This window comes from Shuttleworthella satelles DSM 14600 (assembly GCF_000160115.1).
Taxonomy (GTDB): domain Bacteria; phylum Bacillota; class Clostridia; order Lachnospirales; family Lachnospiraceae; genus Shuttleworthia; species Shuttleworthia satelles.
In genome coordinates this window covers 222,506-249,498 of record NZ_GG665867.1, presented here as the reverse complement: position 1 = coordinate 249,498, position 26,993 = coordinate 222,506, and the positions used below count along the sequence as shown (strand labels likewise).

Sequence of the window (26,993 nt, the reverse complement as noted above, 5' to 3'; positions counted from 1 at the left end):
AGAGGTTGACAGATACAGGGGCAATTCCTACAATATAATTCGACACCGAACTGTTCGACACCGAACTGTTCGAAGGTGAATAGTCCGGGGCCGGGCGTTTATCCTGCGGATACGAGGACCATGACCTGTAAGCTTATGTGAGCCGGGGTTGGCCGGGGCAGAAGGAGCATGTTATATGTGTGAGCCGAGAGAAGAGAGGTATTTGGGGCTGGCGATTTACCGGCTGTCCAAGCGGATTCGGGAGGAGATGCAGCGGGCGGATGCCGAGGATCAGATTCCCCAGGAGATTGCCAAGTGCGGTTGGCTGATCGGCCTGATTGCCAGGAATGAGGGAGACATTTATCAGAAGGATCTGGAGTCTATGATTCCCCTGGCCAAGTCGACAATCACCGGCATCGTTCAGACCCTGGAGAGGGGAGGCTTTCTGCGAAGGATTCCGGTCGAGAGGGACGCCCGTCTGAAAAAAGTTGTTCTGACGCAGAAAGGACAGGACTTTCAGAAGCGGTCCGCAGACCGTTTCAGGAAACTGGAGGATCAGCTGCGAGCCGGAATCTCCCCGGAGGATCTGGACTGCTTTTTTCGTGTGATCGATCAAATGAGTGAGAATTTTGAGGTGAAGCTATGATCAGAAAGTTGGCAGAGCAGGTGAAAGAGTATAAGGGAGCCTCCATTGCTACTCCCCTCTTCATGCTCTTAGAGGTCGCGATGGAGATGATGATCCCGCTGGAGATGGGGAACATTTTAGACAAGGGGATCCAGGGAAACAGTCTGCAGGCGATCTTCTTCTACGGGGGGATTATGATCCTCCTGGCCCTTGTCGGTCTTTTTGCCGGTTTTGCCGGCGGTAAGTACGGGGCCAGGGCCTCCGCCGGCTTTGCCCGCAATTTAAGAGAAGCCCTCTTCCGCAAGGTTCAGACCTTCTCTTTTGCCAATATTGACCACTTTTCCACCGCTTCTCTGGTCACCCGCATGACCACGGATGTCACCAACCTGCAGAATGCCTATCAGATGCTTTTGCGCATGGCGGTTCGGGCGCCGGCATCCCTGATTGTGGCTATGCTTATGGCCTTCTATATCAACGCCAGGCTGGCCAGCATTTACCTGGTGATTGTGCTGCTTCTGGGCCTTTTCCTCTTCGTGATCATCTCTGTCGTGCGTCAGATCTTCAGGCAGGTCTTCCGGGAGTACGACAACTTAAATGAGTCCGTCCAGGAGAATGTCACCGGGATTCGCGTGGTCAAGGCCTATGTCCGGGAGAGCAGAGAAAAGGAGGTCTTCTCAAAGACCTCGAAGGCTTTGCGCAAGATGTTCGTCAAGGCGGAGTCCATCATAGCTACGGGAATTCCTGCCATGTCTCTGGCGGCCTACGGGTCCATCCTTCTGATTTCCTGGTTCGGGGCCCATATGATCGTCTCCTCGGAGCTGACAACAGGAGAGCTGGTCAGTCTTCTGGCCTATTCCATGAACATTCTCATGTCGCTGATGATGCTCTCCTTCGTCTTTGTCATGATTACCATGTCCGCGGCATCCGCTGAGCGTATCGTCGCGGTTCTTGAGGAGGAGCCGGAGATTGTCAATCCCAAAGATCCTCTGATGGAGGTCCCGAACGGGGAGATTGTCTTTGACCATGTCAACTTCGCCTATAAGAAGAAGGCCGAGAATTTCGTCCTCTCCGACATCAATCTGACCATTCGCTCCGGCGAGACCATCGGGATCATGGGGGCGACCGGATCGGCAAAGACCTCATTGGTCAACCTGATTTCCCGCCTCTATGATATCTCAGGGGGAAGCCTCAAGGTGGGCGGCAACGATGTCAGAGACTATGATCTTAAGACCCTGCGGGACGCAGTCTCGGTCGTTCTTCAGAACAATGTGCTCTTTACGGGAACGATTGCCGAGAACCTTCGCTGGGGCAACAAGACGGCCACGGATGAGGAGCTGAGACGGGCGGCAAAGATGGCCTGCGCCGATGAGTTCATCGATCGCTTTCCCGAGGGCTATGATACTTTTATCGAGCAGGGGGGGACCAATGTCTCCGGTGGTCAGCGGCAGAGGCTCTGTATCGCCAGGGCTCTTTTAAAAAAGCCGCGTGTTCTGATTCTGGATGACTCCACCTCGGCAGTCGATACCACGACAGACGCCAGAATCCGCAAGGCCTTTCGGGAGGATATTCCGGATACGACCAAGATTATCATCTCCCAGCGTGTCTCCTCCGTCCGGGATGCCGACCGGATTATCATTATGGACGACGGAAGGGTCAATGCCTTTGATACGCCGGAGCACCTTCTTGAGAGCAATGACATCTACCGCGATATCTATGAGGCTCAGACCCAGGGAGGAAGCGGAGACTTTGATGAGAATGGAGGTGAGGACTGATGGCAAGAGCAGAAATAAGCGGCGGACCAAAAAAGAATATTCGCGGCAGCATAAATACCTTCCGACGCCTGATGAAATTTTTGTTTGCGAGCTACCCGGTGCATCTGCTGGTTGTACTGGCTTGTATATTCTTAAATGTCTTTGCCAATGTGCAGGGAAATCTTTTTATTCAGACCCTGATTGACAGTTATATTCTGCCCCTGACCAGGCAGGTATCCGCAGGCCAGGCGGCGGATTTCGGCCCCCTCTTAGCTGCCATGGCAAGGGTGGCAGGCTTCTACGGGATCGGGATAGTCTCTGTTTTGGTCCAGGGTCTGGTGATGGCCCGGGTGACGCAGGGAATGATGGATAAGGTCCGCCGCATGCTCTTTACCCATATGGAAGACCTGCCGATCCGCTACTTTGACACCCATGGTCACGGGGATATTATGTCTGTTTACACCAATGATGTAGATACCCTTCGGCAGATGATCTCCCAGGCCATTCCCCAGATGGTCAGCTCTGCGATTACGATTGTGGCGACGCTGATTTCCATGATTATCCTCTCTGTCCCGCTGACTCTGGTTACCTTGTCTATGGTCGCCCTGATGCTCTTTGTGACCGGAAAGCTGACCGGCCAGTCCGGCAGGTACTATGGAGCTCAGCAGAGGGATATCGCCAGAGTCAACGCCCATATTGAGGAGTATATGAGCGGGCAGAAGGTGGTTCAGGTCTTCAATCATGAAAAGGAGGCCATCGATCGCTTTGTCGAGCTCAATGACCAGCTTTTTCATTCTGCAGACAATGCCAATAAATTCGCCAATATCATCATGCCCATCAACGGACAGCTGGGCAATGTCTCCTATGTCCTGTCCGCAGTGATCGGCGGTCTTCTGGCCATGCGGGGACTGGCCGGAATGACCCTGGGCAGGCTGGCCTCTTTCCTGACCTTTAACCGATCCTTTACCATGCCAATCAACCAGGTCTCCATGCAGATGAATTTTATCGTCATGGGCATGGCGGGAGCGACCCGTATTTTTGCCATGCTGGACGAGGAGAAGGAGAGGGATGAGGGATATGTCACTCTGGTCAATGCCCGCGAGGACGAGAATGGCAATCCTGTAGAGAGTACAGAGAGAACCGGGCGCTGGGCCTGGAGGCATTATCACAGGGATGAGGGGACGACGACCTACACCTGGCAGAAGGGCCATGTGACCTTCGAGAAGGTCAACTTCGCTTATCTTCCGGGCAAGCAGGTCCTCTACGACATAGACATGTTCGCTGAGAAGGGACAGAAGCTGGCCTTTGTCGGGGCCACGGGCGCCGGCAAGACGACCATCCTGAATCTTCTCAACCGCTTCTATGATATTGAGGACGGCAAAATCCGCATCGACGGGATCAATGTCAATAAGATTAAGAAAGATGATCTGCGCCATTCCATGGGCTATGTTCTCCAGGATACCCATCTCTTTACCGGCAGCATCGCCGATAACATTCGCTTCGGCAAGCTGGACGCCAGCATGGAGGAGGTGGTCGCGGCGGCCAGGCTGGCCAACGCGGACGGTTTTATCCGCCGCCTGCCCGAGGGCTATGACACGGTGATCTCCGGGGATGGAAGCAACCTCTCCCAGGGACAGAGACAACTTCTGGCCATTGCCAGAGCGGCCATCTACAATCCTCCGGTTCTGGTCCTGGACGAGGCGACATCCTCCATTGACACTCACACGGAGAAGCTGGTGCAGAACGGTCTGGACGCCCTGATGAAGGGGAGAACCTCCTTTGTCATTGCCCACCGCCTGTCGACGATTCAGAATGCGGATTGCATCATGGTTATGGAGCAGGGGCACATTATTGAGAGAGGAAGTCACGAGGAACTAATTCAGCAGCATGGCAAGTACTATCAGCTCTACACGGGGAAAATCGTCAACGACTGAGATGACACCTTAATGAAACCTTAAAATATCCGGATAGAAAACCTTAAAACAGCTGGATTCTTTGCTTTTTGCCGGAATTATGTTACAGTGATGGGGCATTTTAGGAAAGAGAGGATCCAGTTTATGAGGAAGTTTTTAGCACTTTTCATGGCGTCGATGACCCTGATCTTCGCCCTCGCGGCCTGTGGACAGAAAGATATCTCAGGAGACTATACGGCCACGGTTAAGATGAGCGATATCAATGACGCTGCCGAGAAGGCGGATGACGCGATTACCAAGGGCTTCATGGAGAACATGAACGTCACACTGAAGATGAATCTGGACAAGAAGAACTACAGCATCTCCCTGGACAGCGACAAGCTGATCAGCGATGTCAAGCAGTACGCGACAGATCACTTCGACGAAATCGTCGATGAGGCGCTCAAACAGCAGAAGATGGACAGGAGTCAAATCACCGACGACCTGGCCAAGAAGGCGGGCTATGACAGCGCGCAGGCCTTCTATGATGAGCTCAAGAATCAGATGCTCAAGGCCATGGAAGACGCCATGAAGAAGGAAGTGGCAAAAGGAATTGACACCAATTCCAAGGGCAGCTATAAGGTTGCCGGCGGCAAGGTGATCTTTGCGGAAGGAGGCTCCAAACTGGGTCTGGGACAGGGCCAGATCAACAAGGATGGCAGCATTACCATCAAGATATCTGACAGCCAGCTGAAGATTGATCACATTGATTTCGTCAAGAACAATTGAGCTTCCGTCGCAATTGCAGGCTGAGAAGAGGCTGTGAAGAGAGGGCTGACCGCCAGAGACCGCACCTGTGCACGAGACGCAGATGCGGACAGGGCGGTCGGTCTTTTCTTTCACAGTTTTTTCCGCGAGGGGGTGATTTGAAGACAGGCTTCCCTTCCTCCCGCCATTCATCCTCTTCCATGGACTGTAATTCATCCTTTTCCGCGGATTATCATTCATCCTTTTCCGTGGAGAAAGGGGGCGCGTCCTTCGGAAATAAGCTACAATGAGCCGAGGCATTCGGCAGAGCAAGGAGCTTTTCATGTATATGATCGCGGGCCTGGGAAATCCGGGTGAGAAATACAGGCATAGCAGACATAATGCGGGATTTGATACCATAGACCGTCTGGCTGATCAATATGGGATCTGCCTGCGGGAGATGAAATTCGAGGCCCTCTATGGAAAGGGACTCATTGAGGGAAGACAGGTGCTGCTGGTGAAGCCGACGACCTATATGAACGACTCCGGCCGGTCGCTCCAGCAGTTTGTCCGCTTCTATCAATTGGATCCTCTGGAGGATATGCTCGTGATTTCTGACGATGTGACCTTAGACTGCGGAGTGATCCGGGTGAGAAAGCAGGGGTCGGCCGGTGGTCACAACGGCTTAAAGAGCATTATCGCCTGCCTGGGGACGGATTGCTTTCCCAGGGTACGTGTAGGGGTGGGGAAAGTTCCGACGGGGGGAGATATGATCGCCCATGTTCTGGGCAGGATCCGTCCTGAGGAGCGGGAGAACATGGCTCTGGGAGAGGAGCATGCGGCTGAGGCGGCTGTCATGGTCATGGAGGGGCAGATCGTAGAGGCCATGAACCGCTATAACGGGATGCGGCCGGAAGAGAACAGCCCTTGCAAGGCCAGAGGATGAGAGAAGAGATGAGAGCGTTTTTTGAGCCCTTTGAAACATTAGAAGAGATGCGCGAGCTTCGCCGGGACTTAAGGGACGGCGGAGCTTTCTATGCTGTCTTGGGATGTATCGATCCCGCCAAGGCCCAGCTGATCTATGGGCTGGGAGCCGGCTATTTGGTCAGGCTGGTTGTCACCCGCGATGAGAAAAGGGCCAGACAGCTGGCGGAGGAGCTGGAATTCTTCACGGAAAATGTCTTCTATTATCCGGCCAAGGACCTGCTCTTCTATCAGTCGGATATCCGCTCCAATGTGCTGACCCGTCAGCGTATGCAGGCGGTTGAGGCGCTGCGGGGGAAAGAGGAGACGGTCATAGTGACCACCTGGTCAGCCCTGATGAATAAACTGCCCCCTTTGTCCTCCTATGATAAAAACATCATTGAAGTGGCGCAGGGAGATGACATGCCGGTGGAGAAATGGCGCCTGGCTCTGATCGGAAGCGGCTATGAGCCGGTGGCCAGGGTGGAGCATCCGGGGGAATTCGCTGTCCGCGGGGGGATTATTGACGTCTTTCCCCTGACGGATGCAAACCCCATCCGGATTGAGCTCTGGGGCGACGAGGTGGATACCATGCGCCTCTTCGACCCTGACAGTCAGCTCTCTCTTTCGGATGAGGATCCCCTGCAGACCATCCGCATTGTTCCCTCGGCGGAGATTGTTCTGTCCCCGGAGGAGCTGCGGCGGGGCCTTGAGGGCATCCGCGCGGACGCGGACCGGGTCTGCGCCGGCTACAGGGAGAGCTTCAAGACCGAAGAGGCCGCCCGGATCAAGGCGGCGGCGGACCAGATCATTGAGGATGTCGAGGGGGGATTTGGGAGCCAGCAGGTTGAGTCCCATCTGACTTATTTTACCGACCAGACCCTTTCGCTGATCGACTACATCCCCGAAGACGGAGTGATCTTTCTGGATGGATTTCAGGAGCTGATGGCGTCGGGTAAGGTCATTATGGAGGAGTTCTCCGATTCGATGACGCGCCGTCTTGAGGAGGGCTATATCCTGCCGGGACAGATGCAGATGCTCTATGACAATGAGAGCCTGACAGCAAAGCTGCGGGGGAGACGGGGAGTCCTCCTCTCCGCCCTGGAGGGGCGCGACCAGGGCCTGGAAGTCAGAGAGCATTTTCATATTCGGATCAGACAGGGGAGCGTCTACAATAACAGCTATGAACTCCTGCTCAAGGACTTGCGGGAGTACAAGAAAAATCGCCGCAAGCTGGTCTACGTAGGAAACTCCAGGACCCGGGCCAGGCGTCTGGCGGATGACCTTCTGCAGGAGAATCTCAATGTCTTCTATACAGAGGATCCGGAGCATGAGGTCAAGGAAGCGGAGATTATGGTCACCAGGGGTTCTCTGTCGGCCGGCTATGAGCTGACAGATGCCGGATTTGTCCTCCTGACGGAAGAGGACCTCTTCGGAGGGCGAAGAAAACGCAGAAAGCGCGGCAGGCGGCACAGAGAGGGGGAGGCGATCGCATCCTTCGCCCAGCTGCACGAGGGGGATTATGTCATTCATGAGAACCATGGACTGGGTATCTACCGGGGCATGGAGAAGATCGAGGTTGACCAGGTCACCAAGGACTATATCAAGATAGAATACGCCGACTCCGGGATCCTCTATATCCTGGCCAGTCAGATGGACCTCCTGCAGAAGTATGCCGGGGCGGATGCCAGGAGACCCAGGCTCAATTCGCTGGGGAGTCAGGAATGGTCCAGAACCAAATCCAGGGTGAAGCGGGCTGTGGAATCTGTGGCCAGGGAGCTCGTGGAACTCTACGCGGTTCGCCAGGAGGACAAGGGATATGCCTATGGGCCGGACACGGTTTGGCAGAGAGAATTTGAGGAGGCCTTCCCCTACGAGGAGACAGAGGGACAGCTGGAGGCCATCGAGGCCGTAAAGAAGGATATGGAGAGTCCCAAGATCATGGATCGGCTGATCTGCGGGGATGTGGGCTTCGGCAAGACGGAAATTGCCCTGCGGGCGGCCTTCAAGGCCGCGCAGGAGGGCAAGCAGGTCGTCTATCTGGTTCCGACAACCATTCTGGCCCAGCAGCATTACGATACCTTTGTCCAGCGGATGGCGCCTTATCCGATCAAGGTGGGCCTGCTCTGTCGCTTCCGGAACAAGACACAGCAGGCGCAGACGGTGAGCGAGCTGGCCAGCGGCCGCGTGGATATTGTCATCGGGACCCACCGGGCCCTGTCCAGGGACGTGGTTTTCCGCGACCTGGGACTCTTGATTATTGATGAGGAGCAGCGCTTCGGCGTCAGGCATAAGGAAAAGATCAAGCAGATGAAGAAGAACGTGGATGTCCTCAGCCTGTCGGCGACTCCCATTCCGAGAACGCTGCATATGAGTCTGGTGGGGATCCGCGATATGAGCATCTTAGACGAGGCCCCTATGGAGCGAACCCCCATCCAGACCTTCGTCTTTGAGCACAATGACGAGATGATACGGGAAGCGGTTCTTCGGGAGATGGCCAGGGGCGGACAGATCTACTATGTCTTCAACCGGGTGGCACAGATTGCCGACATGACGGCCCGTCTGCAAAAGCTCCTGCCCGAGGCCCATGTCGCCTATGCCCATGGGAGGATGTCCCAGACAAGGCTGGAAAATATCATGGTGGACTTCATCGATGGGGAGATCGATCTTCTGGTCTCCACCACAATCATCGAGATCGGCCTGGATATTTCCAATGTCAACACGATCATCATTGACGACGCGGACAATATGGGCCTATCCCAGCTCTATCAGCTGCGGGGCAGGGTGGGAAGAAGCAACCGGACCGCCTACGCCTTCTTCATGTACCGCAGGGGAAAGCTGCTCAAAGAGGTCGCGGAGAAACGGCTGCTGGCGATAAAGGAGTTCTCCGATCTGGGGAGCGGCTTCAAGATCGCCATGCGGGATTTAGAGATCCGCGGAGCGGGAAATGTCCTGGGAGAGAGCCAGTCCGGACACATGGAATCCGTGGGCTATGACCTCTACTGCAAGATGCTGGGAGAGGCGGTTCGTCAGGAGAAGGGGGAGGAGATCTACGAGCCCTTCGAGACCTCAGTGGATCTGGACATGGACGCCTATCTGCCTGAGTCCTATGTGGCGGACGCCGGCCAGCGCATGGAAATTTACAAGCGTATCGCGGACATCCGCAGTGAGGAGGACCATGACGCCATGCTGGAGGAATTGATTGATCGCTTTGGAGAGCCGGCAAGGGCTGTACAGAATTTGCTCTGGATCGCCCTCTTTAAGGCTCGCGCCCACAGGGCCTGGATCAGGGATATCAGGCAGAAGGGCTGGCAGGTGAGCCTGACGCTCTTTCACCAGGCCCCGATCAATCCCGCGGTGATTCCGCAGCTGATCAGCCGCTACAGCCCTTATCTGCACTTTACGGCAGACCCGCAGGAGCCCCGTCTGGAACTTGATTTCGGCAGAAATTCCAGGATGGAAAAAAGACAGATTCCGGAGGCTTTGCGCAGCTTTGTAGAGGAGTTTCGGGAGCTGGCTGTGGACCGGGAGGCTTAAGGCGCATGAACCGGGAGGCCGGGAGGCAACTTGTCTGTGAGACGGCGGACGACTATAATAAGAGCATTAAATCATACGAGAGAGAACGGGATAGGCCCGTGGACAACAGGAGAATTGGGAATGAAGAGGATATTTGCTTCCCTGGCGGCTCTGGGGCTGGCAGGAGCGCTTCTGATCAGCGGATGCGGGATCAACGCGAAGGAGAATCTGATCAAGGTCAGTCAGGGAGAGGGAATAGAGCTTGGCTACGGTAATTTCGTGGCAAGGCTTATGCAGGCTCAGTATGACGCCAGCTATCGCAGCTACTATGGGGACCGTTACTGGACAACGGATATGTCCGGAAAGGGTAAGACCCTGGAGCAGCAGGTCAAGGAGACGGTGGCGGATTCCCTGAAGCAACAGTACGTTGCCCGTCAGCATGCTGCTGACTTCAATATCAGTATCAGTGAAGAGGAATCGAAGAAGATCGGCGAGGCCGCGGACAAGTTCCTGGCCGCCAACTCCGAGGAGGCTGTCAGGCAGCTGGGGGCCGAGAGGGATTACGTCGTTCGTTTCTTCGAGGATCAATACTATTACTATCATGTGGAACAGGCCTTAGAGGGGCAGGCTGACACGACGGTCAGCGACGAGGAGGCTAACCAGAAGAAGTTCTCTTATGTGAAGTTCGCCTTTCAGTCCACCGACAGTTCTACGGGTAAGACGAGTCAGGTGACGGAGGAGCAGAAGGCGGAGCTGATGAAGCAGGCCAAGACCCTGTCTACCTCTGCTGACTTCGATACGACGGCAAAGCAGATGAAGCAGACGGTGCAGACAGCGAATTACGGAAAGAGTGATGTGGGAGACAAGTCCTACAAGCTGCCTCAGGCGGTTCTGACCGCCCTGGAGGGGATGGAGGTCGGTAAGGTCTCTGATGTCGTCACGGTCGATAATGACGGTTATTATGTGCTTCGCTTAGACAGTCTGTCTGACGCGGACGCGACGGCCGCCAAGAAGAAGACACTGGAGAATAAGAAGAAAACAGAGCACGCCGAGGAGGTCTTCAAGCAGTGGGAGAACGAGGACGGCATGACCCTGAATGAAGCCGCCTGGAGCAAGGTCAAATTTAACAGTCTCTTCCAGACCAAAGGGCAGAAGCTCAAGAACCAGAGCGGAACAAACAGCGGTTCTAAGGGGGCTTCGTCTTGACAGTCATTACCCGCGCTCACTATAATTGTGAACTTGTAATGAATTCCTGTATGATAAGTGAAGAAAAAGAGCCAGTGCGCAGTGGCGTTCGCGGTGGTAAAACGGCGATATAGAGGTGTGAAAAGTATGGATCAATATGTAGTTCAAGGCGGAGTCGCTCTGCACGGCGAGGTGGATATTTCCGGCGCCAAGAATGCGGCTCTGGCGATCCTGGCGGCGGCCATCATGACTGACGAGACGGTTCGCATCGAGAATCTTCCGGATGTTCACGACGTGATTGTCATGAACGCGGCCATGGAGGATATCGGCGTTAAGATCAGGCATGTCGACCGGCACACGGTTGAGATCACGGCGGATCAGGTGAATCGCCTCACGGTGGATTATGAGTATATCAAGAAGATCCGCGCCTCCTATTATCTGCTGGGAGCGCTTCTGGGTCGTTTCAAGGAGGCGGAGGTAGCCCTTCCGGGCGGCTGCGATATCGGAAGTCGTCCCATTGATCTGCACATCAAGGGCTTTCGGGCGATGGGCGCCGAGTGCGAGGTCAGCTACGGACTCATGGGAGCGAGGGCGGACCGGCTCGTGGGCGCGCACATCTTCATGGATAAGGTTTCTGTCGGAGCCAGCATCAACGTGATGATGGCGGCTGCCATGGCAGAGGGGAAGACGGTGATCGAGAATGCCGCCAAGGAACCCCACGTAGTTGACGTGGCCAACTTCCTCAACAGTATGGGAGCCAATATTCGCGGGGCCGGGACGGACGTCATCCGCATCCAGGGAGTGGAGAGGTTGCACGGAACGACCTACTCCGTGATTCCCGATCAGATTGAGGCCGGAACCTTCATGTGCGCCGCTGCGATCAGCCACGGGGATGTCACGGTGAAGAATGTCACGCCCAAGCACCTGGAGGCAACCAGTGCCAAGCTCATGGAGGCCGGCTGTGAGATCGTCGAGTACGATGACGCGGTTCGGGTGATCGCCAAGAGTCCCCTGACGCCGACCTCTGTCACGACTTTGCCTTACCCGGGCTTCCCGACAGATATGCAGCCCCAGATGACCGCTGTTTTGGCTCTGGCTTCCGGGACTTCGACCGTGACCGAGACGATTTTTGAGAACCGCTTTCGCTATGTGGATGAGCTGGCCCGCATGGGCGCCTGCATCAAGGTAGAGGGCAATATTGCCATTATCAGAGGAGTGAATCAGTTTACCGGGGCCCGCATCTCCGCCCCGGACCTTCGCGCCGGCGCCGCCCTTGTGATCGCCGGTCTCGCGGCCGACGGGATTACGACGGTCGATGATATCCACTTCATACAGAGAGGCTATGAAAGCTTCGATCAGAAGCTTAGGGGCCTGGGGGCTCAGATCGAGTGCGTCTCCAGCGAGGAGGCCCTGCGCAAGTTTATCGGCAAAGTGGGATGACGGGTCGGAGAGCTCTTCCGGAAGGATGACAGAAAGCGGGATAAGACCCGTATACAGTTTCAGGGATATGTATGCCCGGTTGTCAGAAGTATTGACAGCCGGGCATTTTCTAGGCTATCGTAGGCACCGTTGAGACAGTCAGATCCTGTCAGAAAATACCGGCCCGCGCGGCAGGTTACATACAGTTCTCTTATTCAGAGTGGTGGAGATACATAGGATCCGTGAAGCCACGGCAACCCCCAAAGCGGTAGGTGCCAACCTGAGCGAGTATGTTCGAACAATAAGAGGATTTGATTATCTTCACTTGAGTCAGATCCGCAGTTACATGCGGATCTTTTTGCGCATGGCAGTTCCACGCGCACCCGATTGTTCATGGCCATTAAGAATGATTTGTAAATTGTTGCCGGTCTGACCCCGGCTCTGGAAATGGCCGAGCCACAGCTCGATGGATGAGCGGAAAGGAAAATATGGAGAGAAGAATCTTTACCTCTGAGTCAGTGACGGAAGGACATCCGGACAAGGTCTGCGACGCGGTGTCCGACGCGATCCTGGACGCCTGCATGGCCCAGGATCCTATGAGCCGTGTCGCCTGCGAGACCGCGGCCTGTACCGGATTCATCCTGGTGACCGGGGAGATCACGACCAAGGCCAGGCTGGACATCCCGTCCATTGTCAGAGAGACGGTCAAGGAGATCGGCTATGATGACGCGAAAACCGGCTTTGACGGCAATACCTGCGCCGTTCTCGTCGCTTTGGACCAGCAGTCCGCGGATATCGCCATGGGTGTTGACAAGGCGCTTGAGGCCAAGGAGGGGAGCCTGACCGACGACCTGGATACCGGGGCCGGAGACCAGGGGATGATGTTCGGTTACGCCTCGAACGAGACGGATGAGTATATGCCTTATCCCATTGAGCTTGCCCACAAGCTCGCCCTGCGGCTGACAGAGGTCCGCAAGGAGGGAAAACTCTCCTATCTTCGCCCTGACGGCAAGACCCAGGTCTCCGTCGAGTATGACGAGGAGGGCAGACCCGCCCGCCTGGATGCCGTTGTCCTCTCCACCCAGCATGACGATGAGGTCAGCCAGGAGCAGATTCACAGTGACATTATGAAATACGTCTTTGATCCTGTCATTCCCAGGGAGATGGTGGATGAGAGAACCAAGTATTTCATCAACCCCACCGGCCGCTTCGTCATCGGCGGCCCTCACGGAGATGCCGGACTGACGGGGCGCAAGCTGATCGTCGATACTTACGGCGGCATGGCCCGGCATGGCGGCGGCGCTTTCTCCGGCAAGGACTGCACCAAGGTAGACCGGTCCGCGGCTTACGCCGCCCGCTATGTGGCCAAGAATATCGTGGCTGCCGGTCTGGCGGACCGCTGTGAGATTCAGCTGAGTTACGCCATCGGCGTCGCTGAGCCGACCTCCATCAATGTCGATACCTTCGGCACCGGGAAAATCTCTGATGAGAAGCTGGTGGAGCTGGTTCGCAGGCATTTTGACCTGCGCCCGGCCGGCATTATCAAGATGCTTGACCTTCGCCGCCCCATCTACCGCCCCACGGCTGCCTATGGTCATTTCGGCCGTAACGACGTGGCCTTCCCCTGGGAGGCCTTAGATAAGGTGGAAGTGCTCAAGAAGGCCCTCTGAGCGCACAGGATATAGTATAATAAAAGCCGCAAGCTCTGCTTGCGGCTTTTATTACGACTGTGGGATGCTAGCGACGCGCGTATTCCCGCGTATTTCATCGTTGACTTGGAACACATGACAATAAAAGGCCCGTTGGGCCGGGGAGAGAGGATGAATTTTCGCAAGAGACTGATAATTTCCTTCGCCATTGTCATTGTGGTTCCCATTCTTTTGGCCATCCTTCTGCTCTATGGAGTACGCTTCCTGGGCCGGGGGTCCGACCAGGGACTGGTGACAGATTCCATGCAGATCATGAACCGCTACTCCAGGAGGGCCTATGAGACCATTCTGGAGCAGGCCAGGACAGATCCGTCCGTTTTGCTGAACACAGATTATCTGCAGAAGGAGAACGAGAACCTGAAGAAGAGCTATACCAGCCTCCTGGTTCGCTATCGGGATCAGGTCTATTACAATGGCCTGTCCGAGCACAGCAATCTGGATCCGGAGCATCTGCCATCCTTTGGGACGGGAGCCAGGGACGCCAATAATTTTACCTACCTGGAGGGAGACGCCTCTACGATCGTCCGGCAGATTGATTTCTACACGATCAACGGCGCCGTGGGGAGCGTCTACCTGCTGACTTCCGCCAGCGGAGATCTGCCGGAGGCAAAGAGACTGATTATTCAGTATATCCTGGCAGTGCTGGCCATCCTGATTTTGACCGCCGTTTTCCTGACAGCCTGGATCTACTCCGGCATGGTTCCTCAGGTCCGCAAATTGACAGAGGCGGCCGAGAATATCCGGGAGGGCAACCTGGACTTCAAGATCGAGATGGAGGGGAAGGATGAGTTTGCCCGGCTTGGCAGCGCCTTCGAGGAGATGCGCGCCCGTCTGGAGGATTCCTCCAGACAGAAGTTAGAGAACGAGAAGGAGCAGCTGGCTCTGATCTCCAATATCGCGCACGATCTCAAGACCCCGATCACAGCCATCAAGGGCTACGCGGAGGGGATCTTAGACGGGATCGCGAGAACGCCGGAGAAGCAGGAGGCCTATGTTCGGACCATCTACAATAAGGCGGGGGAGATGGACAAGCTGATCAATGAGCTGACCACCTACACCAAGATTGACACCAGCGGGATCCCTTATAACTTCCGCCACATGAGCGCCAGAGACTACTTCGACGACTGCGCCGGGGAGCTCACCGTGGAGCTGTCCAACCAGCAGATTCGTCTGGGCTATGCCAACCAGTTGCCCGAGGAGACAGAGGTCATCGCTGACCCGGAGCAGCTGCAGAGGGTCATTTCCAATATTGTCGGCAACTCCGTCAAGTACATGGGACATGCCGATGGTCATATCAACATGCTGGTGAAAGATGTAGGCGATTTCGTCCAGGTGGAGATGTCTGATGACGGACAGGGCATCACAGCGGCCGACCTGCCCTATATTTTTGACCGGACCTTCCGGGCCGATTCCTCCCGCAACTCCAATACGGGAGGCAGCGGGATCGGTCTGGCCGTTGTCAAGAAAATCATCGAGGATCACGGGGGCAAGGTCTGGGCCAGGTCGACTCCCGGCAAGGGAACCTGTATTTATTTCGTTCTGCGCAAGTATCAGGAAGAGGAAGTCAGATGAGCAAAGTACTGATTATTGAAGATGAGCGCTCCATTGCGGAGCTGGAGAAGGATTACCTGGAGTTAAGCGAGTTCTCGGTGGATATCGAGACCGACGGAGCTGCCGGGCTGAAAAAGGCCCTGGAAGGGGACTACGATATTTTTATTCTGGACCTGATGCTGCCGGGCGCGGATGGCTTTGAGATCTGCCAGAAGATCCGCGAGGTCAAGGACAGGCCGATTCTCATGGTCTCTGCCCGCAAGGACGATATCGATAAGATCCGGGGTCTGGGTCTGGGGGCCGATGACTATGTGACAAAGCCCTTTTCCCCCTCGGAACTGGTGGCCAGAGTCAAGGCGCATCTGGCCCGCTATTCCCGCCTGGTGGGAGCGTCCCCAATCAAGAATGACTGCCTGGAGATCCGAGGTCTCAAGATCGACAAGTCCGACCGGCGGGTCTGGATCAACGGGGAGGAGAGGACATTTACCGCCAAGGAATATGAGCTGCTCCTCTTTCTGGCGGAGCATCCCAACCATGTCTTCTCCAAGGATGAGCTCTTCCGGGAGATCTGGAATATGAGCTCCAATGGGGAGGTCGCCACAGTGACCGTTCATATCAAGCGGATCCGGGAGAAAATCGAGATGGACTCCTCTAAGCCCCAGTATATCGAGACGATCTGGGGCGTGGGATACCGCTTCCGCGTCTGAGGGGCAGAGGCGCGGACCGGCGAGTGGGGACAGATCAGGAGAAGAGACGCGGATCGGCCGATCGGAGAGGAGTGATATGTCCAGGAAATTGTATATCTCAGACTGTCATTTCTTCCATAAGGCCCTGCTGACGTCGATGGACCGCAGGCCCTTTGAGGATCTGGACCAGATGCACGCCTGTATGATCCGCCAGTGGAAGGCGGCGGTCGGCCCCAGGGACGAGGTCTATATCCTGGGGGACTTCTCCTATGGGAAGGGGCAGGAGACCATGGAGATCCTGGATCAGCTGCCTGGCCGCCTGCACCTGGTCATTGGGAATCACGACCAGTGGTTTCGGAAGTTGGATCAGAAACACCTGTCTCGTTTTGTCTGGGCGGCTCCATACAAAGAGATTCGGGATCAGGGGCGGCATGTGATTCTCTCTCACTATCCCACCTTTTGCTACAACGGGCAGTATCATGTGGGGAAGGACGGATCGGCCAATGTCTATATGCTCTATGGACATGTGCATGACACGAGGGATGAGCGCCTGGTCCACCATTTCCTGCGGCAGAGCCAGCAGATGGAGGTGCGGGGCAGGGATGGCACAGTCCGCCAGCTGCCCTGCCAGATGATCAACACCTTTTGCGTGTTCAGTGATTACCGGCCAAGGACTCTGTCAGAGTGGATTGCGATTGATGCCGAAAGACGAAAGAAGCTGGATCTTGAGACGGCTGACATGGAAGAGATCCTGCGCCCCGACTGGGGAAAGCGGGACAGGGGAAATCAAGGGAAGACACAAGGATGATGCGGACGGAAATTATATATGAGGACGCAGACATCTTTGTCTGCTATAAACCGGCGGGATTTGCCACACAGACAGCCTCTGCCCTGCAGGCAGACCTGGTCTCGGAATTGAAGAACTACCGCAAGAGCCGGGGAGAGTCAGACTATATCGGCTTGATTGGCCGCCTGGATCAGCCGGTCGAGGGCCTTATGGTGATCGCCAAGAACCCGCGGGCTGCCGGGAAGCTGGAGGCGGCGCAGGCGAAAGGCAGGATCGACAAGTACTATCTGGCGCTGACACAGGGACTGCCGAAGGGGCCCGACTGCGGGCAGGAGGCGGATTCCCTCCATCGGAAGGGAGAATGGATTTTCCTGGAGAACGACATGCTGCCAGCTTCCCGCGGCAAGAATGGCCGCCTGCTTGCGCCGGAGGACAAGGGGACCAAGAATGGCCACCAGCCTGCGCCGGAGGACAAGGGGACCAAGAATGGCCACCAGCCTGCGGTGAAGGACAAGGGGGCGAAGAAGACCCGCCTGCCTGCGCCGGGGACTGGGGAAGCTAAGACGGCTTGCCAACTTGCGCCGGGGACTGGGGAAGCTAAGAAGGCTTGCCTGCTTGCGCCGGGGATCAAGGGAGCCAGGAAAGCCCGCCTGGAATATCAGATCCTGGACCATTCAAAGACAAAAGACGGCCGGGCATTAGCCCTGCTTCGCGTTCACCTGCTGACGGGACGCCGCCACCAGATTCGCCTGCAGTTGTCAGGTCTGGGCAGTCCGATCCTGGGAGATGCCAGGTACGGGGCCGATCCCAACGGCCAGCCCCTGGCCCTCTGTGCCTGTCAGCTGTCCTTTCCCCATCCAGGGACGGGAGAGCGGATCTCCTATGAGATTTTGCCGAGGGGGACAGCCTTCGGCCGATTTAAAAACTGTCTCGAAGAAGGATCGGATGGAATCTGATATCGACCTGTCATGAGATCAGAGCCGGTCTGACAGTGTCTTTGCAGACGCCAGGGCTTGCCAGGAAATGAGGAGAACATGAACTTATATATCATTCGGCACGGACAGACCGATATGAACGTCCTGCACCGCATGCAGGGCAGGACAGATACCAGACTCAATGAAAAGGGAAGGCAGCAGGCCAGGGAGGCGGCGAAATTCCTCAAAAAGGAGAAAATCGTCCCGGACCGCGTGATAGTAAGCCCTCTAGATCGGGCCAGGGAGACGGCGGAGATTGTCTCCGGCAGGCCCAGAGACCTTCAGGAGCCGGATGACCGGATCATTGAGATGTGCTTCGGAGAGGCGGAGGGCAAACCCAATGAGGAGCTGGCCCAGGGCTTCTATGAATCTTTCTTTCGCACGGTCGTCGACTATGAGCCGCCGGACGGAGCGGAGAGCTACGAGGACCTCTTCGACCGCATCGCGGACTTCGTGGAGGACTTGAGAGATCAGTATGTTCTGTGTGCAAATAGGGGGGCTGTGGTAAGCGATTGCGAAGAGCCTGTACAAGAAGATGCCGGAGAATGTCATATTAGGAAAGACAGAAGGTGTCAGGATCGTAAGACAGGGCCCACAATTTTCGTCGTCTCGCACGGGGCGGCCCTGCACGCCCTTTTGGCCTATGTCGGCCATGTGGAGAGAAAGGACTTCTGGAAGATCGACGTCAATAACTGCGCTGTCTTTCAGGTCTTCCTCTCCGATCAGAGGCGTGATCCCGACGGCAGGCCGGGAAGCGATTATCAGGATCATTTCACCCGGCTCTATGAGGGCTTCGGGCATGGACACTACCTGAATATGACGGCTCAGATTGACAGAAAATAGAGCATTTTCTAGAATAGGGCAGTGAATGCCCGCGAGGATTGCCGGGGAGCTGGCCGCTGTGTGCCAGTCGAAGGCGAAGGAGAGGGGCGTGTGAGGAGATATCATGGCTAAGGATAAGAAGTTTGTCGAGGAGATTACACCCAGAAGTGAGGATTTCGCCCAGTGGTATACCGATGTGGTTAAGAAGGCGGAGCTGATGCAGTACTCCTCTCTCAAGGGATTTATGATCTATAAGCCCCTCGGCTATGCCATCTGGGAGAATATCCAGAAGAATATGGACGCGATGTTCAAGGAGACAGGGGTGGAAAACGTCTACATGCCCCTGCTGATGCCGGAGAGTCTCCTGAAAAAAGAGGCGGAGCATGTCGAGGGCTTCGCCCCGGAGGTGGCCTGGGTGACCCAGGGCGGCATCCAGCCCCTGCAGGAGCGACTGGCCATCCGGCCGACATCAGAGACCCTCTTCTGCGATCTCTATTCCACCATTGTCCAGTCCTATCGGGACCTGCCAAAGGTCTACAACCAGTGGTGCTCTGTTGTCCGCTGGGAGAAGACCACCCGTCCCTTCCTCCGCTCTTCCGAGTTCCTCTGGCAGGAAGGTCATACCGCGCATGCGACTGCGGAAGAAGCTGAGGCCAGAACCATTCAGATGCTGAATGTCTATGCGGATTTCTGCGAGAAATATCTGGCGATTCCCGTGATTAAGGGGCGCAAGACCGATAAGGAGAAGTTTGCCGGAGCAGAGGCGACATACACCATTGAGACCTTGATGCATGATGGCAAAGCTCTCCAGTCAGGAACCTCCCACAACTTCGGAGACGGATTCGCAAGAGCTTACGGGATTCAGTACACGGACAAGAATAATCAGCTGCGGTATGTGCATCAGACCTCCTGGGGGGTATCTACCCGCCTGATCGGGGCCATTATTATGGTGCATGGAGACGACTCCGGCCTGGTGCTTCCTCCCCGTATCGCCCCCGTCCAGATTGTCATTGTGCCTGTCATGCAGCAGAAGGAGGGAGTTCTCGAGAAGGCCGAAGAACTCCGTCAGCAACTGCAGAAGGCCGGATTCTCCGTCAAGCTGGACGACTCTGAAAAGAGCCCCGGCTGGAAGTTTGCCGAGGCGGAGATGAGGGGAATCCCCCTTCGCATTGAGGTCGGACCCAAGGATATTGAGAAGGAACAGGTAGTCATGGTTCGCCGTGACAACCGCAAGAAGGTCTTTGTGCCCATGCGTGAGCTCACAGAGAGGGCGGAACAGCTTCTTGAGCAGGAGCAGGAGGATATGCTTGCAAGGGCAAAGGACTTCCTGAACAGCCATATTTCAGATGCGCACACTTATGAGGAATTCAAGGACGCTGTTGCAAACAGGCCGGGCTTCATCCGCGGCATGTGGTGCGGAGACGAGGCCTGTGAGGACAGGATCAAGGAGGATACGACAGCGACCAGCCGCTGCATGCCATTTGACGAGGATACCATTGATGACAAATGCGTCTGCTGCGGGAAGCCCGCGCACAGGCTGGTCTACTGGGGTAAGGCATATTGATGAGAAGAGGTCAGAAGCTGTCAATTGATCTGCCGGCCCCTGTGCGGCAGATCATTCATACTCTGGAGGCGGCCGGTCATGAGGCTTATGCCGTCGGTGGATGCGTCCGGGACTCTGTCCTCGGGCGCATTCCGGACGATTGGGATATTACCAGCTCGGCCTGTCCCCGGGAGATCAAGGCCCTCTTTTCCCATACGATTGATACGGGGATTCAGCACGGGACTGTGACCGTCATGCTGGATCATATCGGCTATGAACTGACGACCTACCGCGTCGACGGGGAGTATCTGGACGGACGTCATCCCAGGACGGTCCGCTATACGCCCAGTCTCACGGAGGATCTGAAGCGCCGTGACTTTACAATCAACGCCATGGCCTACCATCCCGATCGCGGCCTGGTGGACGAATTTGACGGGATCGGCGATCTAAAGCGAAAGCTGGTCCGCTGCGTGGGGGATCCCCATCAGAGATTTACCGAGGACGCGCTTCGCATGCTCAGGGCGGTCCGCTTTGCGGCCCAGCTGGGCTTCGGGCTGGACGCGGACACAGCGTCAGCCATCCGGGACCTGGCCGAGAACTTAAAGAAGGTCTCGGCGGAGCGCATTCGGGTGGAACTGATGAAGACCATCTGTTCCCCTCATCCGGCCTGCCTTGAGATGGCTTATGAGCTGGGGCTCACAGCAGTTTTCCTCCCGGAGTTCGACGCCTGTATGAGGACGCCGCAGAATACCCCCCACCACTTTACCGATGTGGGCCACCATACCCTGCTTGTCATGCAGGGGGTGCCCGATGACCCCGTCCTGCGTTTGGCGGCCCTCCTTCATGATATCGCCAAGCCGGTCTGCAGAACGACGGATGAAAGGGGCGTCGACCACTTCAAGGGGCATCCAAAAGAGGGAGCCAGGATGGCCGGGGAAATTCTCAGGCGTCTGCGCTTTGACAAGGATACCACGGATCGGGTAGTACAGCTGGTGTGCTATCATGATGAGCGTCCCGGGGCTGATCTGCGGTCCGTCCGCCGGGCTATGGTTCGGGTGGGAGCACAGGCCTTTCCCCGGCTCTTTGCCTTGAAGCGGGCGGACATGCTGGCCCAGAGTGATTACAAGCGTGAGGAGAAGCTGGGGGAGATTGACGATTTCGAGCGCCTGCGGGAGCAGATTCTGCAAAAAAAGGAGGCCCTGTCCGTGGGAGACCTGGCTATTTCGGGAAGGGACCTTCTTGAGATGGGACTGCCCCAGGGAAGGCTGGTGGGAGAAGTCTTATCCGCCCTTTTAGAGGATGTCTTAGAGGAGCCGGAGCACAATCAGGCGGACTATCTGAGAAAGAAAAGCCGGGAAATTCTCTTAAATCTCGGGGAAAGCCCGCAAGACGGGGCTTTTTCTTGACAAGCAAAATAAAATCCATTATAAAGGGTTTATACGATTCGGGGGAGAACCCAAGGAGAATCGGAACTGTTAATATAGGAGGAATAGAAATGAACAAGACTGAGTTAGTTGCAGCAATTGCAGAGCAGGCTGATCTGTCCAAGAAGGATGCAGAGGCAGCGTTGAAGGCATTCACCGACGTTGTATCTAAGAGCCTTAAGAAGGGCGAGAAGATCCAGCTTGTCGGCTTCGGTACCTTTGAGGTTTCCAAGAGATCCGCAAGAACCGGACGCAACCCCCAGACCGGCAAGACCATGAAGATTGCTGCTTCTAAGGCACCTAAGTTCAAGGCCGGCAAGGCACTGAAGGATGCTGTAAACAAGTAATTCTTCGAATTGAGCGATTTGTAAGAAATTGCAGAAGACAGAGAGCCGATCGCCATATAGCGTATGTGCATGGATATGCAGGTGCGAAATATGGAGATCGGTTTTTCTTATTCATGATTGCGGGATGACTGCGGCTTAAGGATGCCTGCGGCCAGTCTTATTTTGCCGGACAGGAGTTCAAAGGGACGATATTTTAAAAGGAGAGGGATATGAGACTGGACAAGTTCCTCAAGGTTTCAAGACTGATCAAGCGCAGAACCGTGGCCAACGCGGCCTGCGATGCCGGACGCGTGCTTGTGAACGGCCGGCCGGCCAAGGCCTCTGCCAAGGTCTCGGTGGGAGATATCATAGAGATCGCCTTCGGGAATCGCACGGTCAAGGTTCGTGTTCTGGAGATACAGGATACGACGAAGAAGGAAGAGGCCAAGGAGCTCTTTGAGTACCTCTGACTTGCCAAATCCGGCTCGTGCTCCTATCATAGTTGTATTCAGAGAGCTTAATCTGCGAGCTGTCAGCAGGGGATCAGACCAGGAAAGAAATTCATGAGCGAAGAGATTAGACCAATCAAAAGGCAGGAAAGGCCACAGGCCAACAAGACCAGGCGGCGTCGGCGGGCAGTTTTTGCTCTGCTGACAGTGATCTTTGCTGTGACGATGTTGGTCCAGCTGACCCGTCTCTATCAGAAGCAGCGGAGCTACAAGGAGAAGGCTGCCGTCTACCAGAAGGAGCTGCAGCAGCAGGAGGAGAGGGCCAAAGAGCTTGAGAACCAGGTGAACTACACGATGACAGACGCTTACGCGGAGCATGAGGCCCAGAGCAAGCTGGGGATGGTTCATCCCAACGAGATCATCTTCCGCGAGAAGAAATAAGGACAGGAGGACTCGACATTGGCTTGTCGGGTTTTTTCTTGTCAGAGAAGAGAAGGGATGCGGCCGGCGGCCCGCAGGCAAGTGAGGGGATCCGTCGGAGCGATTGAAAGCCTGTTGCCGGGAGCGCGGGCCGACAGGAGAAGAGGGAGGAAGACGAGGCGGTGGACGATTTTGCGGAGAGGATCTGGTCTTATGCGGTGGGAGAAGAGATGCTTGCGCCCAAAGACCGTCTTCTTCTGGCGGTCTCCGGTGGGGCGGATTCGGTTGCCCTTCTGCGGCTGGCTCTGATCTGGAGGCGAAAATACGATCTGCTCCTGCGGGTTTTACATGTAGAACACGGCCTTCGGGGGAGGGAGAGTCTGGAGGATGCCGCCTGGGTCAGGAAGCTGTGCCGGGAGCACGGCCTGCCCTGTCAGGTCGTGCCGGTGGATGTGCGGGCTCTCGCGGAGACAGAAGGGCGGTCTGAAGAAGAGGCGGCCCGCATACTCCGTTATCAGGCCCTGGAAGAGGCGGCGGCCCGATGGGACGGGGCAAAAATCGTCCTGGCCCACAATTTGAATGACGCGGCGGAGACCCTTCTCTTTCATCTGGTCAGGGGGACCGGTCTGGAGGGATTGGCGGCAATCCCCCCCAAAAGGGGCAGGATTGTCCGCCCCCTTCTGGCCGCGTCCAGAAGAGAGATTGAAGACTGGCTGCGTGACCTGGGCCAGGAATGGAGAAGAGATCGAAGCAACGAGGAGGATACCTACAGCCGCAATCGGATCCGTCATCAGGTCCTGCCTCCCCTTTTGGGGGAGAACCAAAGAGCCCTGGAGCATATGGCGCGCACGGCGGGAATCGCGAGAGAGGCGTCAGGTTATATCCGAAGGCAGGCAAAGAGAGCCCTGGACCGGTATCTTCTGCCGGGAGGACAGGAGAGGGGAGATTTGACAGAGCGCCTTCTGCCCCGCCCCGCGAGCTGGATTCTCTCTCTTGACCTGAAGAGGGAAGACCCCTTTTTGCAGAGGGAGATTCTGCGTCTTGCCCTAGAGACGGCGGCCGGAGGGGCTAAAGACCTTGGCTGCGCGCATGTGCAGGCTCTACTCGACCTTTTGCGCGGCCAGGCGGGACGGCGGCTGGATTTGCCCTATGGCCTGCTCGTCATTCGGGGCTATAAGAGTCTTCAGTTCTTTTCGAGATCGTCCGGAGAAGAGGAGACAGACTCCGGATCGGAGACAGGCCCCGGACCGGAGACAGACCCCGGACCGGAGATAGGCCCCGGGCTTGAGACAGCTAACAGGGCGAAGATCCGTCAGGACCGCATTCCCACAGATCTTAGAATCGGTGACTCGGGGCTGATCGCGCTGGGGGAAGACCGCTATCATTACCGTCTGATCGAGGGCGGGGGAAAGGAGCAAGGTCGGCTGGCGCCCTATACGAAGGCATTTGATTATGATAAAATCAGGACTGCTCTTCAGATTCGCTTCAGAGAGCCGCATGATCGCGTCTGTATCGATGCGGCCGGCCACAGACAGAGCTTGAAGCGATTTATGATCAATCGAAAGATCCCCGCGGGACTCAGGGCCTCCTGCCCTCTTTTAGCGGATGGATCTGAGATTGTCTGGATCATCGGATACAGGCAGAGTCAGTTTTATCAGGCGAATCAGAACACGAAAAGAGTCTTGGAGATTAGGAGAGTGAAAGATGAGTGAGAAGATCAGAGTAATGCTTTCCGAGGATGAGCTCGACGCGAGGATCAGGGAACTGGGCGCGCAGATCAGCAAAGATTTTCAGGGCAGGGAAATTTTCCTGGTCTGCATCCTGAAGGGGGCTTCCTTTTTCGCCTGTGAACTGGCCAAGCGCATTAGGGTTCCTGTGACCATGGACTTCATGTCGACCTCAAGCTATGGAGCAGGCACCGTCTCCTCTGGAAATGTCGTCATTAAGAAGGGCTTGGATCTGGATCCTTCCGGTCAGAATGTGCTGATTGTTGAGGACATCATCGATTCCGGCAATACCTTCCAGTTCCTGCTCAACTGGTTCCGGGATAAGGGAGCCAAAAGCGTGCACACCTGTTGCCTTCTGGACAAGCCTGACCGCCGCGAGGTTCCGGTGGAGGTTGATTACACCGGATTTTCCATTCCGGATGAATTCGTTGTGGGTTACGGCCTGGATTACGATCAGAAATACCGCAACCTCCCCTATATCGGGGTTGTTGAACTGAATGGCTGAACCAAAGAGAAGCGATGAAAGCGACCGGATATTGTCCTGTGAGATAAGCCGGCCGCTTTCTGCACATGTATCGCGCCAGGCGCAGGAGAGGAGTAATTTTGGATAACGAGAACAGGCGCAGACGGGGAGCGGCCATCTATCTGCTGATATTGCTTGGCCTGATGATCGTCTGGTATTTCAACGCGCCCAGGCTCGGCAAGGCCATGAGCGACAGCCAGCTGCAGAGCGCGCTGCAGGCAGGACAGGTTAAGACCGTGGTGATCCACCAGAACGCGCAGGTTCCCACAGGGAGCGCCGATGTCGGATTGGCGGACGGACAGGAATACAAGCTGGCCGTGTCGGATGTGAAGACCCTTGAAAATACCCTTCGGACGGCGGGATTTGACAATTACACACTCAAGGATGTGAGGGACAATCAATGGCTTATGGCCGTTCTGCCATCTGCTGTGGTAGGGGTCATATTGATCGCCTTCTTTATCCTGATCATGAACATGCAGAACCGGGCCCAGAACGGCGTCAACGGTCAGATGATGGACTTCGGTAAGAGCCGGGCAAAGATGGCCAGAAAGGAAGACACGAATATAACTTTTGAGGATGTGGCCGGTCTTCAGGAGGAAAAGGAGAGTCTGGGAGAACTGGTTGACTTTCTCTCCGATCCGGGGAAGTTCACTCAGGTAGGGGCTCGTATTCCAAAGGGAGTGATCCTGGTAGGCCCTCCGGGAACGGGAAAGACCCTGCTGGCCAAGGCAGTGGCGGGGGAAGCAGGGGTTCCCTTCTTCTCAATCTCGGGTTCTGATTTCGTGGAGATGTTCGTCGGGGTCGGCGCTTCCCGCGTCAGAGACCTCTTTGCGGAGGCTAAGAAAAATGCCCCCTGCATTGTTTTTATCGATGAGATTGACGCTGTGGCGAGGCGCCGCGGAGCCGGTCTGGGCGGAGGTCATGATGAGCGGGAGCAGACCCTGAATCAGATGCTGGTAGAAATGGACGGCTTCGGAGTCAATGAGGGCATCATTGTTATGGCGGCGACCAACCGGGTAGATATCCTGGATCCTGCCATTATGCGGCCCGGGCGTTTTGACCGGTCGGTCTTCGTCGGCAGGCCTGATGTGAAGGGAAGAGAGGAGATCCTCCGTGTCCACACCAAGAATAAGCCCCTGGCAGAAGATGTGGATCTCGCGACAGTGGCGCGGACGACGGTTGGCTTTACAGGTGCGGATCTGGAGAATTTGATGAATGAATCCGCCATCGCCGCGGCCAGAGAGGGACGGGCCTATGTCAGGATGGAGGATATCCGCTCCTCCTTTGTCAAGGTCGGAATCGGGACAGAGAAGAAGAGCCGGATCATTTCCGAGCAGGAGAAAAAAATTACGGCTTATCACGAGTCGGGACATGCCATCCTCTTCCATGTTCTGCCTGATGTAGGGCCGGTCTATTCGGTCTCCATTATACCTACAGGCGCTTCAGCGGCAGGCTACACCATGCCGCTGCCGGAGAAGGACAATATGTTTGTCACCAGGGGGAAGATGTTCCAGGATATCGTGGTTGCCTTCGGCGGTCGTGTCGCAGAGGAATTGATTTTCGATGATGTGACGACGGGGGCTTCTGCTGACATTAAGCAGGCGACCCGCACAGCAAGGGAGATGGTGACCAGGTACGGATTCTCCTCCAAAATCGGGCCCATCGCATATGGCGACGATGATGATGAGGTCTTCATCGGCAGGGATCTGGCTCATGCAAAGTCTTACGCGGAGTCTACGCAGGCAGGGATTGATGCGGAAGTGCACAAAATAATCTCCTCAGCCTATGATAAGGCCAGGGAGATTTTGACAGCCAATATGGATGTCCTTCACCGGTGCGCGGACCTGCTGATCAAGCAGGAGAAGATTCACCGGGAGGAATTCGAGGCGCTCTTTGCAAAACACTACAGCCAGCCGGCGGAAGGCGGCGTGACGGTGGAGGAGATGTGAGCTGCAGCGCCTCCTGCGACTGGTCG

The 26,993-nt window shown here is 55.9% G+C and carries 22 protein-coding genes and 1 riboswitch; all 22 genes read left to right on the top strand.

Annotated features, from left to right (window positions below):
- The first annotated feature begins 175 nt into the window (after nt 1-175).
- Complete coding sequence (locus GCWU000342_RS07930) at nt 176-625, top strand: MarR family winged helix-turn-helix transcriptional regulator (protein ID WP_006906872.1); 450 nt, start codon at nt 176-178, stop codon at nt 623-625.
- Nucleotides 622-2,376 carry an ABC transporter ATP-binding protein gene (locus GCWU000342_RS07925; RefSeq protein WP_006906871.1) on the top strand — a complete coding sequence of 585 codons (1,755 nt, stop codon included), beginning with the start codon at nt 622-624 and terminating at the stop codon, nt 2,374-2,376. The genes GCWU000342_RS07930 and GCWU000342_RS07925 overlap by 4 nt, the downstream gene beginning before the upstream one ends.
- Nucleotides 2,376-4,289, top strand: a complete 1,914-nt coding sequence (locus GCWU000342_RS07920; RefSeq protein ID WP_006906870.1) for an ABC transporter ATP-binding protein — start codon at nt 2,376-2,378, stop codon at nt 4,287-4,289. Before GCWU000342_RS07925 ends, GCWU000342_RS07920 begins: the two co-directional genes overlap by 1 nt.
- Before the next feature lie 123 nt (nt 4,290-4,412).
- Complete coding sequence (locus tag GCWU000342_RS07915; RefSeq protein ID WP_045000930.1) at nt 4,413-5,036, top strand: LptM family lipoprotein; 624 nt, start codon at nt 4,413-4,415, stop codon at nt 5,034-5,036.
- A 301-nt stretch (nt 5,037-5,337) separates the two neighbouring features.
- Nucleotides 5,338-5,940 (top strand): aminoacyl-tRNA hydrolase, encoded by a 603-nt coding sequence (pth, locus tag GCWU000342_RS07910; RefSeq protein ID WP_045001118.1) that lies wholly within the window; start codon nt 5,338-5,340, stop codon nt 5,938-5,940.
- 8 nt (nt 5,941-5,948) lie between these two features.
- Nucleotides 5,949-9,494 (top strand): transcription-repair coupling factor, encoded by a 3,546-nt coding sequence (gene mfd, locus GCWU000342_RS07905; protein WP_045001116.1) that lies wholly within the window; start codon nt 5,949-5,951, stop codon nt 9,492-9,494.
- Nucleotides 9,495-9,614: 120 nt separating this feature from the next.
- Nucleotides 9,615-10,679: a peptidylprolyl isomerase gene (locus GCWU000342_RS07900; protein WP_006906864.1), complete on the top strand. Its 1,065-nt coding sequence runs from the start codon at nt 9,615-9,617 to the stop codon at nt 10,677-10,679.
- Between the two features lie 126 nt (nt 10,680-10,805).
- Nucleotides 10,806-12,098, top strand: coding sequence for a UDP-N-acetylglucosamine 1-carboxyvinyltransferase (locus GCWU000342_RS07895; protein WP_045000928.1), 1,293 nt, complete (start codon nt 10,806-10,808; stop codon nt 12,096-12,098).
- Nucleotides 12,099-12,285: 187 nt separating this feature from the next.
- A riboswitch (SAM riboswitch) is annotated at nt 12,286-12,385 on the top strand.
- A 180-nt stretch (nt 12,386-12,565) separates the two neighbouring features.
- Nucleotides 12,566-13,747 (top strand): methionine adenosyltransferase, encoded by a 1,182-nt coding sequence (metK, locus tag GCWU000342_RS07890; RefSeq protein WP_045001114.1) that lies wholly within the window; start codon nt 12,566-12,568, stop codon nt 13,745-13,747.
- 150 nt (nt 13,748-13,897) lie between these two features.
- The gene (locus GCWU000342_RS07885; RefSeq protein WP_045000926.1) at nt 13,898-15,358 is read left to right on the top strand and encodes a sensor histidine kinase; all 1,461 of its coding nucleotides are present in this window, start codon (nt 13,898-13,900) and stop codon (nt 15,356-15,358) included.
- Nucleotides 15,355-16,044 (top strand): response regulator transcription factor, encoded by a 690-nt coding sequence (locus GCWU000342_RS07880; protein WP_006906860.1) that lies wholly within the window; start codon nt 15,355-15,357, stop codon nt 16,042-16,044. The genes GCWU000342_RS07885 and GCWU000342_RS07880 overlap by 4 nt, the downstream gene beginning before the upstream one ends.
- Nucleotides 16,045-16,120: 76 nt before the next feature.
- Nucleotides 16,121-16,831 carry a metallophosphoesterase family protein gene (locus GCWU000342_RS07875; protein ID WP_006906859.1) on the top strand — a complete coding sequence of 237 codons (711 nt, stop codon included), beginning with the start codon at nt 16,121-16,123 and terminating at the stop codon, nt 16,829-16,831.
- On the top strand, nt 16,828-17,766 hold the full coding sequence (locus tag GCWU000342_RS10010; protein WP_006906858.1) for an RluA family pseudouridine synthase: 939 nt from the start codon (nt 16,828-16,830) through the stop codon (nt 17,764-17,766). Before GCWU000342_RS07875 ends, GCWU000342_RS10010 begins: the two co-directional genes overlap by 4 nt.
- A gap of 78 nt (nt 17,767-17,844) precedes the next feature.
- A complete protein-coding gene (locus tag GCWU000342_RS10005) occupies nt 17,845-18,627 on the top strand; it encodes a histidine phosphatase family protein (RefSeq protein WP_006906857.1) in 783 nt (260 codons plus the stop codon).
- 103 nt (nt 18,628-18,730) lie between these two features.
- Nucleotides 18,731-20,170 carry a proline--tRNA ligase gene (proS, locus tag GCWU000342_RS07855; RefSeq protein ID WP_006906856.1) on the top strand — a complete coding sequence of 480 codons (1,440 nt, stop codon included), beginning with the start codon at nt 18,731-18,733 and terminating at the stop codon, nt 20,168-20,170.
- A gap of 17 nt (nt 20,171-20,187) precedes the next feature.
- On the top strand, nt 20,188-21,555 hold the full coding sequence (locus GCWU000342_RS07850) for a CCA tRNA nucleotidyltransferase (protein WP_045001107.1): 1,368 nt from the start codon (nt 20,188-20,190) through the stop codon (nt 21,553-21,555).
- Between the two features lie 89 nt (nt 21,556-21,644).
- Nucleotides 21,645-21,920: an HU family DNA-binding protein gene (locus tag GCWU000342_RS07845; protein ID WP_044959174.1), complete on the top strand. Its 276-nt coding sequence runs from the start codon at nt 21,645-21,647 to the stop codon at nt 21,918-21,920.
- A 209-nt stretch (nt 21,921-22,129) separates the two neighbouring features.
- The gene (locus tag GCWU000342_RS07840; protein WP_006906853.1) at nt 22,130-22,369 is read left to right on the top strand and encodes an RNA-binding S4 domain-containing protein; all 240 of its coding nucleotides are present in this window, start codon (nt 22,130-22,132) and stop codon (nt 22,367-22,369) included.
- Nucleotides 22,370-22,462: 93 nt separating this feature from the next.
- Nucleotides 22,463-22,789, top strand: a complete 327-nt coding sequence (locus GCWU000342_RS07835) for an FtsB family cell division protein (RefSeq protein WP_006906852.1) — start codon at nt 22,463-22,465, stop codon at nt 22,787-22,789.
- Nucleotides 22,790-22,950: 161 nt separating this feature from the next.
- Nucleotides 22,951-24,480 carry a tRNA lysidine(34) synthetase TilS gene (tilS, locus tag GCWU000342_RS07830; RefSeq protein WP_006906851.1) on the top strand — a complete coding sequence of 510 codons (1,530 nt, stop codon included), beginning with the start codon at nt 22,951-22,953 and terminating at the stop codon, nt 24,478-24,480.
- Nucleotides 24,473-25,000, top strand: coding sequence for a hypoxanthine phosphoribosyltransferase (gene hpt / locus GCWU000342_RS07825; protein WP_006906850.1), 528 nt, complete (start codon nt 24,473-24,475; stop codon nt 24,998-25,000). The genes tilS and hpt overlap by 8 nt, the downstream gene beginning before the upstream one ends.
- A gap of 65 nt (nt 25,001-25,065) precedes the next feature.
- Nucleotides 25,066-26,967: an ATP-dependent zinc metalloprotease FtsH gene (gene ftsH / locus GCWU000342_RS07820; RefSeq protein ID WP_006906849.1), complete on the top strand. Its 1,902-nt coding sequence runs from the start codon at nt 25,066-25,068 to the stop codon at nt 26,965-26,967.
- The last annotated feature ends 26 nt before the right edge of the window (nt 26,968-26,993 follow it).